This is a genomic window from Methylocaldum sp. 14B, from assembly GCF_002005105.1.
Lineage (GTDB): Bacteria > Pseudomonadota > Gammaproteobacteria > Methylococcales > Methylococcaceae > Methylocaldum.
In genome coordinates this window covers 1-9,918 of the sequence record NZ_MSCV01000056.1, presented here as the reverse complement: position 1 = coordinate 9,918, position 9,918 = coordinate 1, and the positions used below count along the sequence as shown (strand labels likewise).

Below are 9,918 nucleotides of genomic sequence, written 5' to 3'. Positions count from 1 at the left end.
AATTTGATTAACACCGCCGATTCGAGGCGGTCCGATGGGAACGGAAATTCGGGATAAGTCCGTTTAGGAAATCGACGCGAGGTCCGGTCGACAGGAATTCGGGGCGCAATCACCCAAGGCCGGATGAGTTGCCGGGAAACGCTTTAATGCCCGGCCTGACGCAAACCGGTCGACGGAAGCTCGCACTATGGCGAGATCAGTTCCGCTTCCAATTCTCCGACCAGGCTCGCTGCCACCTTTTGCAGGGATCGCGTTTCGGAAAAGACGGCTCGCTGACGGAGGTAGCTGTGCCCGGTGTCGAGTCGGGCTTCGAGTTGATCGAGCCAGTCTTTGGTCCTCAATTCTTCGGCCGTTTCCGCCAAGCTTGCCAGCAATTCGCGCGTAAACGCCTTGATGGGACGAACATGGCCCGTCTCGTCGACGATGATCTCAGCCTCCACCCCGCGATGAGAGGCTCGGAAACAGTTTTCCTTTTCCGCCCACCAGTGTTGCGGCATCGCGGGACGAACCGGCTTTTCCTGCTCCCAACACCGCAGCAGATAAACCTGTAGGGTCTGGACCAGGGCGGCCAGCATGAATGTTTCCCGCAGGGTCGGCTGAACATCCATCACGCGAACTTCCAGCGTGCCGTAATGGGGACTGGGCCGGATATCCCAGTGGACGTCCCTGACCACGTGGACGGCGCCCGCCGTTCGGAGGTTTTCGAAACACTGGGCGAACTGGCGCCAAGACGTGAAGCTCGGCGGCAGGCCGTAGTCGCGCATCGCCGCCAGGATGCGCTGCCGGAACGAGGCGAAACCGGTATCCTGGCCCTGCCAAAACGGGGAGCTGGCCGAGAGTGCCAGAAGAACGGGCAGATAGGGCTTGAGCTGGCTCATCACGACGACCGCGGCATCGCCCGACGGCATCCCGACATGGACGTGAAGCGCATAGGTTTTCAGCGTGTGCGCCAGGTAAACCATGCGCTGCTCCATCTCGACATAATGCGGCAGCGGCGTCACCGACGCCGGACGCAGCGAGAAGGGATGCGTGCCGGCGCCGCAAAGCGTGAAATGCAATCCTTCGCAGCGGCGCTTCAGTTCTTTGACCAGGCCGGTAACGTCCGACCGCAGTTCTTCGATATCGGCACATACGCAGGAATTGATTTCCACCGTGGACTGGGTGAATTCCGGCTTGATGCGGGGTTCCTCCGGGTGGTCCCGGAGCAGGGGAAGTATGCCGTCGACCAGATCGAGCGTGTCCGGATCGAGCAGCTGAAATTCGATTTCGATTCCCACGGTGGGAGATTTCGAACCGGAGAATTCTAGCTCGTCGTCATGCATACGCCTCGATGGCATCGCGTGTCACCCGGTCGAAGAATGCCGCCCCGATTTTCAGCACCTCTTCGTCGAAATCGAAGGCAGGGCTGTGCAAGGGAATGTGTTCCCATCCTTCCCGGCGTGCGCCTAGCCTTACGTAACAGCCGGGAATTTCCTGCAGATAGTAGGCGAAGTCTTCGGATCCCATGCTGGGATATTCCATGGACACGAGCCCCTTTTCGCCGACGATCTTCCCGGCTGCCCGGCGGGCGATTTCCGATTCGACGAGCGTATTCACCACCGGCGGATAGCCTTCGTTGACGATCACCTCGATCCGGGCATTGTGGAGATCCCCGATGCCCTTGGCCATGCGTTCCAGACCTTCGAGGAGATGTTTCCGCACCTCCGGCAGGGTGGTGCGTATCGAGCCCCGGAGCGTCGCCGTTTCGGCGATCACGTTGGGCGCGCTGCCGGCGCTCACCTGGCCGATGGTGATCACGGACGGATAGACCGGGTTCACCTCCCTGGATACCAGAGTCTGCATCGCCACGATCAGGAGCCCGGCGACCACCACCGCATCCACCGCTTCGTGCGGTCTCGCCCCGTGTCCGCCGCGTCCCTGGATTCGTATGAGGAAACCGTCCGACTGGGCGGTGAGCACGCCGGGAGCGACCATGATCTCGCCGACTCGGTAATGCCCGGTCACATGTCCGCCGAAAATAGCTTTGACGCCCGAGAGGGCCCCTGAACGAAGAATGATGCGCGAGCCGCCGCCGCGTTCCTCCGCCGGCTGAAAAATCAGCAAAACGTTCCCCGGAGGCGGATCGTCCTTGAGCAAGGCCGCGGCCCCGAGCACCATCGCCATGTGTCCGTCATGGCCGCAGGCGTGCATTTTGCCCGGATTCAGGGACGCGAAAGGCAGGCCGGTGGTCTCTACCCCCGGCAGACCGTCCATCTCGGCCCGCAAAGCCACGGTTGCACCTTCGCTCTTTCCCGCGATCCGGGCGACGATACCGCCTCCGATGCCGCCGTATTCGTAGGGAATGCCGAGGCGATCGAGCTCCTCCATGATCATGCGAGCCGTCTGGGCTTCCTCGAAAGCGAGTTCGGGATAGCGGTGCAGCAATCGGCGCAACTCCACCATGCGGGGATAAATCCGCTCGACATCGGAGCGCCCGACCATGGGATTATCGTTCGTCAATCTCATCGATATCCGGAAGAGAAATTCGAATGGCCGATCGCCATCGGCCCGGGAGTGGAGATCGGCATTGGAAAAAGTACTTCCGTCGGAGGCGATGTTGCCTCGGCTGCAAGCCGCCGAACCACAGCTTCTATTAATCAGACCCGTAAATACCCTCCTGGTATTTCAGGCCGCCGCCCAGGCCGGTACACGCCCGGCCGGGGCTCACACGGCTTGTCGCCGCGCCGGGGCATCCCTGCCCCGGATTAACCCAGCCTATATTTATAGGCCGCGTTAATAAAACGACCCAAGCATAAGGTTCTTATTCGAGCGGGCATGTTCTTCAGCTTTCCATAAAGTACTAGATAGCCGCCGTGTGTGTTAGTTCCGATCGCGTGGCAATCCCGCAATCCCTTTGTCGAAACCCGGCCACCCGTGCGTAGACCAATTCGCGGCTTGGCGGTTCTAAAAGTTGAAAGGCCGGACGTAGAATCTCATGGTGAACGGATGTCTAAGAAGGATCGGAATCATTCCTCAGGATGAAATATCATGAACGGACAGTCATTCCTTGCCACGATACTCGGCGCGGCCATCATCAATCCCGCGCTCGTCGCGGCGCATGAACCGCTACTGAACAAGCAGGACGTTCCTCAGGCAGTCCTCGCGGCCTTTCAAAAAGATCATCCCGCTGCCAAAGGCGTGAAGTACGAGGAAGAAGTCCTCGATGGCAAGGAGGCTTATGAAATCGCCTATCGCGACGAGAAGGGGCAGGAACGCTCCGAGGTCTATAGCGCGGACGGCACTCTGGTTGAAACCGAAAAGGTCATTAAACTCGATGAGCTGCCTGAATCCGTACTGCAGGCGGTAAAGAGCGCCCATCCGCGAGCCACGCTGCAGCGAGCCTTTCAGGTTTCCGATACCAGCGGCACCGTAAAGAGCTATGAGGTCGAAATCAGGGAGGGCAAAAAAGAGCGCGAGGTCGAATTCGATACCGATGGAAGGATTTTATCGCGCTGCTAGTCCTTGAGGCCGAAGCAGGCAATCCGGGTTCGGTCGAGCGTTTTTCATCCACGGCTCGATTGCGAGCAGCATTTCGGCTGGCGCAAGCGATGGCCGGTCTCGCCCACAGGTTCATCGCGGATCGAATGTCCAAGCTAATCGGAGATGTGTCCATGCCGTTCGAATCTCGGGAGAGCGGGCTCATTTTCTCCTTGCGTCTTCCGGCTCGTCATTCCAGGAAACGCCGCACCGTAAATCGTTCCTGCGTCGGCGCCCGCCCGTGGGCCAGATCCGCCAACAAGAATCCGGTCAGGATGGCGAACTTGAATCCATGTCCAGAGCACGGCGAGCCGATGACCACGTTGGAATAGCCCGGATGCGTATCGATGATGAAATGTTCGTCGGGTGTCATCGTGTACAGGCATTCGCGCTTCTCGCGAATCGGGCCGTCGCCCCAGGGTAGGAAGCGCTTGACCCATGCCCGCACGGTGTCGACGGACGTGTCGTCCTGCGCGGGGCGAACGTCGTCGGGGTCGATCGCATGGCTCAGGTTGTGGACGGCGATCTTGAGTCCGGCGCCCGTATCCGGCAGTCCGTAAATCCAAGGTTCCCGATGATGGATAAACACCGGGAATGTCCCCGGCAAGAACGCGGTGCGCCGGGCAGGCTCGAAAAATACCTGCTCTTGCCGGGTCACCGTCAGCGGCAAATTCAAATCCAGCGTCTGCAGCAGCTTTCCCGCCCAGGAGCCCGCGCTGACGACCACCTTCCCCGCGGTGAATCCGCCTTCGGGCGTTTCCACGTAAACCGAGTCGCTCGACGGTTCGATCTTCGTCGCCGGACACTTCGTCTTCAGCATGGCGCCACAGGCCTGCGCCATTTCCGCCAGAGTCCGCACGCAGATCGAGGCATTCAAAATTGCCGCGTCCGGCTGATGAATGGCCGCCATGTCCGGGGCGAGCCGGAATTGCGGAAAACGCCGGGCGCTCTCGCTCGCAGACAGCCATTCGTAGGCGATTCCCGCGGCATCGAGGCAATCGCGCGTGGCCAGCAGCGAGGGGGAATCCGCCGGACCGAAGTCGAGTCCGCCGGAGGGCGTCAGCAGGCGCTTGCCGCTGCGCTGCTCCAGATCGCGCCACATCGGGAATGCCTGTTTCGCCATGTCCACGTAGATGGAGTCCTTATAGGCGTAGCGGATGATGCGCGACTCGCCGTGAGAGCTTCCCATCGAATGATCGAGGTCGAACTGTTCCAATGCCAGGACACGCTGTCCGCGCCGGGCCAGGTGATAGGCGGCCGCCGCACCGACCACGCCGATGCCGATCACGATCGTGTCATAGGGTTTACCGGATTTCATGGCCATTCGCTTCGCGAAGCTTCGACGGTCGTCCGTGCCCGGCGAAACGCGCCGGTCGCGTCGGACGCAGCTTAGGCAGGGCACAATTCACTAGGAAGCGATTATGTTTCACCCATTATTCAGCAAGAAACAAGTTTATTTGCTGGTCCTGGTCTTCATTTTCGCCACTGCATTCGTCGGCGGCTTCGAGATGCTCGGAACCGTACCGGATTGTTTCAGTATTTACACCTGGGGCGACTTTGCAGGCGAAATAGGACTTTTGGCGCTGATTGGATACCTGGCTTATTGCGTAGGCAGGGAAAGCCGGGATTGATGCCTAATCCCGACCGGGCGATCGACTCGCCGCCGTTAAATCTTTGCAAACTTGGAATAAACGGGGTGCTTGGTCGCCATTAAAAATAATATCGTCGCCGCCGATTCCGATCGATTATCGGTGCATCAATCCCAAAACGCCGACGACGATCAAATAAATCGCCACGAGATAATTCAATAACCTAGGCACGAGCAAGATCAATATTCCGGTCACCAGCGCTAGAACCGGCTGCAAAGGCACGTACATGAGAATTCTCCTGTCTTGAATTTACGGGAATGAGTGTAGCTCGTCTTAATTCCAAATCGCTTTCAATAAGAATTAATTTTTGCCGGGCGGGATAGGCCGCGAGGCCGTAACCCACCGAGCGACCTCGGACCTGTCCTGAGCCAAGTCGAAGGGTCGGCGGGTTGCGCGGAGCCTGTCCTGAGCCCTTCGACGATGCTCAGGACAGGCTTGTCGAAGGGCCTGTCCTGAGCCAGTCGAAGGGCCTGTCCCGAGCGGAGCCGAGGGGCTAATCCGCCATCGATGGGTTTCGCTTCGCTCTACCCATCCTACGATTAATATTCATTCGAATGCCGAATGGAATAGGTCAGGCAACGCCGGAGGGGCCGTCCGCTCGCCTTTCACGATCGCTCGGCTTCACGCGGGATCGCCTGCACCTGAAACTCGCCGCCGCTGCTCCACACATCGAACAGCGCATCGAATCCTTCCTCCCAGGAGGGCGGCTGCCAGCGCCGAAACGCGGCGCGGACGGCTTTTTCCGGAACTCTGCGACGAGTATTGCGCAAAGCATTCCGGACCAAGGCTTCATCGAGTTCGACCCGGAAGGCATAGCCGATCACGCGAAACCCGGCCCGCTTGGCGGATGGGATGTAACGCGCGCGCTCTTCTCGAGTCAGATTGGTATTTTCCACCACATAAGGCTGCCTCGCTTGAAGACAGGCGTCGATCAGCAGCTTTTCCCGGTGTCGGGTACGCAGCATGTCGAGGTTGATCCGTATGTGAGTATCGACGAAGCATGCCTTGAAAAAGGTCGACTTCCCGGCTGCCTGAATTCCTGTGAACACTATGGTTTCCATAAAACGCCAGACTGACTCTCGGCATGAATGTCAGAGTGCTGCGGTCAAGCAACGGCGTTCATCGAAACCCATACACGTCGGAAACGGCGCGCTCGAAAGCCGAGTCGACAGCCTTACTGTATTCGACATTTGAGCTTCCGCATGCTGTCTACGGCAGCGGTCCAGATGACGGCAGAGTGATCGGACCGACCTCGTCGGGCGCCAGGATTTTCAAGCCCTCGTATTCCTCGGGGCTGAGCTTGCCATCGCTGTTCTGGTCCAAGGTCGTCAGATATACCGGTAAACCGGGCACAGCCTTGGATTCATCGGCGGAAATGTATCCGTCCCTGTTTTTATCGATCTCGGAGAAGGCGGGAGGCGATGTCGATTCTGCCGCTTGCACCAAGGCACTCGAGCCGATCGTCATCACCAGCACCCGGAAAATCGGGATCGGTTTAGTTTTCATTGGGCCTCCTTACCCTATCCAGACAGGATAAATCACCGAATCCAAGCCCATATGTGTTCAGAGTTGGCGCACGAACCGGAACAGGGTGACTTTTATCGATGTTATGCATGCGCAGCTGGCGACACATCTTCGAATCCGGTAACACCGAAACGCGCCGAGCGCGGCGGTGTTACCGTTCGGAGCCGGCTAACCCGCCTTCAGCCAGGAGCTGCACCAGCCGTTAACGTTCACGAGTTTGCCGCCGAAGATGCTGCAAGGGCGCCATTCCCCTTCGCCGGCCTGGAGAAACTTGCAGTTGTGGCAGAATTGCTGCTCGCCGGGTACGCCTTCTCTCGGGGGACGGGTAGCCTTGGTTGCATCCTCCACATAACGGAGCGATTTGGCCATCGGATCGTCCGGCGACAGCTTGGGGGCGCCCGCAGGAGACGGCTCCTGCGCTTGTCCCCGCCGTAGAAATCCGCTCAGCGAAACAGTCATCACCGTAGCGACCACTGTCTTGAGGGCTTGACGTCGGCCTGGATGAAACCTTGAATCTGACATGGCACTCTCCTTGAACCAGGTTGTACGGATGCTTATCGAAACTCGCCCTAGCGAGTTAATGGAGGATCGAACTTCAAGTCAACTTCCGGGTGAACAATGCCCTTGCGGAAAGTCGCCGTCAAGCGATAGAGCGAACGGCAATAAACAATTAGACGGTCTTGGCATTTCGTAGTTTGGTGCGGCGGGCTATCCGCTTCGCAACCGGCGCAATACGCTTTAAGCCAAATGGAGAGACATTTGGTCTAGAGCGTTTTCCGAGTCGGTAAGGGATTCGGATATGTAGGTCGGCAATCCCTTGCCAATCGCAAACGGCATCTCTGGGAGCGCCAGAGCTGCCCTTCCAATCGCAAACGGTCGCTTTAGTCGCGACCCTTCCAATCGCAAACGGCCGTCCTGGGAGCGCCAGGACGCCCCTTCCGACAAAGCCCTTCGCCGAGCCGATACGTCGGCAAAGGATTGCCGACCTACGAATGCTTGAATCCATTCACCCGAGCCGAAGGCGCCAACGACGTCCACCAAGCCGGTTTTGCCGTACGAGCGAGATGAAAACGCTCTAAGTACATTCCGCAAATATTTGCGGAATCTCGACAGATTGGCGGGGTTGTCCTGCAGGTTGCCTATGCCGCAAGACTTCCCTGAATGTACTTAGAGATGGCGTTCGCAACGTAGCCCGCGTGCGGGGCGGCTCCCCGCTCTAAATTAAGCACCGTGCTCAGCGGCTCATTGGTTGAGTTTTGGGACAAACAACCCGCTAAACGGAAATGAAAAATGCGCTACTCGGTCTTCGAGGGCTTTCGAGCGTTTTGAGGCTCCGTGCCCTCTCTGTGGTCGAAGGTCCGCGCATAGGCTTTCAGCATCGCTTCGCTGAATAGACGGAAAGCCTCCACTTTGTCGCTCGTTTTGTTTTCGCTCCTGGGTTTTTCCTCCGCCTCTTTGCCGAAACTGGCGGTATAGGCGTCCAGCAACGCCTTGCTCAGGATGTAAAACGCCATCAATCTTTCTTCCCGTTCGGGCGGAGCGATTTTCTTTTCGGCGGCTGCTTTCTTAAGCGCTCTCTCGACTCTCCTGCCGAAAATCCGGTCAAGACTTTTTTCCGCCGTCACGCTCAGCAGGAGAAAGGCCGCAAAAGCGATGCCGATCCACTGCCAGTCACCCGGCGCAAGCGTTGCCACCTCGAAGAGCTCGTTCGCGGGCGTATAAAGGACTATCGCCTGCAGGGCCAGGCTCGATGCCACGGCGGCGACCAGCCACCGGTTCGAGAGTATCGGCAGGGCGTAACGCGCCCGGATGACCTGGATTCGGACCATCTCGGCCACGACGATGAAGGTGAAGAGCTGGGTCTGCGCCCGGGCCAGGTCGCCGGTGTTCCAAAGGCCGTGGAAAAACAAAGGCAATCCGGTGGCGGCCATGATCAGGCCGATGCCGAGAATCGAGGCGACGATGCGCCGATCGAGCACCGGTTCGCCGGAACCGCGCGGCGGCTGCTTCATGATGCCTTCCGTCTTGGGATCGGTACTCAAGGCCAGCGCAGGAAGCCCGTCGGTGATCAAATTGATCCACAGGAGCATCACCGGCGTGAGGATCAAGGCTTCGCTCTGGCCTTCGAAAAGGCGGGGAAACAGCGCGGCGCCCGCCAATACGCCGAGGAACACGATCAGGATCTCGCCGGCGTTCGCCGACAGCAGAAAATTGACGAACTTGCGGATGTTGTCGAAGATGCCCCGGCCTTCGGCGATGGCATTGCGCAAGGTCACGAAATTGTCGTCCTGCAGCACCATGTCCGAAGCTTCCTTGGCCACGTCGGTTCCGCGCCGGCCCATGGCGACCCCCACGTGAGCATTGCGCAGGGCCGGGGCGTCGTTCACCCCGTCGCCGGTCATGGCCACCCGATGACCGCTCTCCTGGAGCGCCTTCAAGAGCGCGACCTTGTGGTGGGGCGAAACGCGGGCAAAGACCTCGGCTTTCTCCGCGACTCGCGGCAGCTCTTGCTCGGAGAGGCGGTCGAGCTCCGTTCCGGTCATGGCCCCTTCCGGGCTGAAACCGATCTGCGCCCCGATGGCCTTGGCCGTCGCCAGGTTGTCGCCGGTGACCATGATGACCCGGATACCCGCGTTTCGGCAGTCCTGAACGGCCTCCTTCACCTCGGCGCGGGGCGGATCGATCATGGCCTGCAATCCAAGAAACACCATTCCGCTTTCGATCTCGTCCTCGTTTCCCTCCGTATCGTGCATTTCCTTGTGGGCAAAGGCCAAAACGCGGAAGGCGCTGCCGGCGAACTCTTTGTTTTTATCGACGATGGCCTGTCGCGCCTCCTCGTCGAGGGGCTTGGCTTCCCCGTCCTCCCATAGCGAGCTGCATCGCTCCAGCACCACTTCGGGAGCGCCCTTCATGTACGCCATCGGCGGTTCTTCCTTGGCGATCACCGTCATCCGCTTGCGCTCGGACGAGAATGGAATTTCGCGCAGCCGTTCCGGCTTGGCTTCGATCCCCGCCTTGGCGGCCGAGACCAGAAGGGCGACTTCCGTGGGATCGCCGGAATAATCCGCGGCGTCCCCCGTCTTTTCCGCATCGTTGACGACGGCCCCGCATTTTAGGAGCGGCTCCAGCGTCTCGGCGGGCACGGATTCGCCGTTCTGACGGAACTCGCCGTCCGGCTTGGTGCCTTCACCCGTGACCTCGTAGGTTCGGCCGGCGAAATATAACCTTT

Annotated in this window: 10 protein-coding genes; 2 read left to right on the top strand and 8 right to left on the bottom strand. The window is 59.4% G+C overall.

The annotated features are described in order from the left end of the window. Positions 1–185: 185 nt before the first annotated feature. Together B2A78_RS25065 and B2A78_RS25060 are read right to left on the bottom strand one after the other, a co-directional pair. Positions 186–1,322 (bottom strand): YbdK family carboxylate-amine ligase, encoded by a 1,137-nt coding sequence (locus B2A78_RS25065; protein WP_077732784.1) that lies wholly within the window; start codon positions 1,320–1,322, stop codon positions 186–188. Beyond that, positions 1,315–2,505: a M20 family metallopeptidase gene (locus B2A78_RS25060; RefSeq protein ID WP_240502681.1), complete on the bottom strand. Its 1,191-nt coding sequence runs from the start codon at positions 2,503–2,505 to the stop codon at positions 1,315–1,317. Before B2A78_RS25060 ends, B2A78_RS25065 begins: the two co-directional genes overlap by 8 nt. A gap of 522 nt (positions 2,506–3,027) precedes the next feature. On the opposite strand from B2A78_RS25060, the gene B2A78_RS25050 reads away from it, so the two are divergent. Then, positions 3,028–3,498, top strand: a complete 471-nt coding sequence (locus B2A78_RS25050) for a PepSY-like domain-containing protein (RefSeq protein WP_077732781.1) — start codon at positions 3,028–3,030, stop codon at positions 3,496–3,498. Between the two features lie 208 nt (positions 3,499–3,706). Here B2A78_RS25050 and solA read toward each other — a convergent pair whose 3' ends face one another. Then, complete coding sequence (gene solA, locus B2A78_RS25045; protein WP_168175554.1) at positions 3,707–4,834, bottom strand: N-methyl-L-tryptophan oxidase; 1,128 nt, start codon at positions 4,832–4,834, stop codon at positions 3,707–3,709. A 103-nt stretch (positions 4,835–4,937) separates the two neighbouring features. Here solA and B2A78_RS25040 point away from each other — a divergent pair, with 103 nt between their 5' ends. Then, on the top strand, positions 4,938–5,147 hold the full coding sequence (locus B2A78_RS25040) for a hypothetical protein (RefSeq protein ID WP_077732779.1): 210 nt from the start codon (positions 4,938–4,940) through the stop codon (positions 5,145–5,147). Between the two features lie 114 nt (positions 5,148–5,261). On the opposite strand, the gene B2A78_RS25035 is transcribed toward B2A78_RS25040, so the two are convergent. The 5 genes from B2A78_RS25035 to B2A78_RS25010 form a co-directional block, all read right to left on the bottom strand. Further along, on the bottom strand, positions 5,262–5,393 hold the full coding sequence (locus tag B2A78_RS25035) for a DUF3096 domain-containing protein (RefSeq protein ID WP_156880007.1): 132 nt from the start codon (positions 5,391–5,393) through the stop codon (positions 5,262–5,264). A 377-nt stretch (positions 5,394–5,770) separates the two neighbouring features. Then, a complete protein-coding gene (locus tag B2A78_RS25030) occupies positions 5,771–6,214 on the bottom strand; it encodes an AAA family ATPase (RefSeq protein ID WP_205780903.1) in 444 nt (147 codons plus the stop codon). Between the two features lie 160 nt (positions 6,215–6,374). After that, positions 6,375–6,671: a hypothetical protein gene (locus tag B2A78_RS25025; protein WP_077732776.1), complete on the bottom strand. Its 297-nt coding sequence runs from the start codon at positions 6,669–6,671 to the stop codon at positions 6,375–6,377. Positions 6,672–6,857: 186 nt separating this feature from the next. Continuing rightward, complete coding sequence (locus tag B2A78_RS25020; RefSeq protein WP_077732775.1) at positions 6,858–7,211, bottom strand: high-potential iron-sulfur protein; 354 nt, start codon at positions 7,209–7,211, stop codon at positions 6,858–6,860. A 773-nt stretch (positions 7,212–7,984) separates the two neighbouring features. After that, on the bottom strand, positions 7,985–9,918 hold a 1,934-nt coding region (locus B2A78_RS25010; protein WP_143735316.1), incomplete at its 5' end, for a cation-transporting P-type ATPase.

Excerpts from the sequence above, each read along its gene's own strand:
- B2A78_RS25060 (WP_240502681.1), bottom strand. The coding sequence starts at position 2,505 with ATGAGATTGACGAACGATAATCCCATGGTCGGGCGCTCCGATGTCGAG.
- B2A78_RS25035 (WP_156880007.1), bottom strand. The coding sequence starts at position 5,393 with ATGTACGTGCCTTTGCAGCCGGTTCTAGCGCTGGTGACCGGAATATTG.
- B2A78_RS25020 (WP_077732775.1), bottom strand. The coding sequence starts at position 7,211 with ATGTCAGATTCAAGGTTTCATCCAGGCCGACGTCAAGCCCTCAAGACA.
- B2A78_RS25065 (WP_077732784.1), bottom strand. The coding sequence starts at position 1,322 with ATGCATGACGACGAGCTAGAATTCTCCGGTTCGAAATCTCCCACCGTG.
- B2A78_RS25050 (WP_077732781.1), top strand. The coding sequence starts at position 3,028 with ATGAACGGACAGTCATTCCTTGCCACGATACTCGGCGCGGCCATCATC.
- B2A78_RS25025 (WP_077732776.1), bottom strand. The coding sequence starts at position 6,671 with ATGAAAACTAAACCGATCCCGATTTTCCGGGTGCTGGTGATGACGATC.
- B2A78_RS25040 (WP_077732779.1), top strand. The coding sequence starts at position 4,938 with ATGTTTCACCCATTATTCAGCAAGAAACAAGTTTATTTGCTGGTCCTG.
- solA (WP_168175554.1), bottom strand. The coding sequence starts at position 4,834 with ATGAAATCCGGTAAACCCTATGACACGATCGTGATCGGCATCGGCGTG.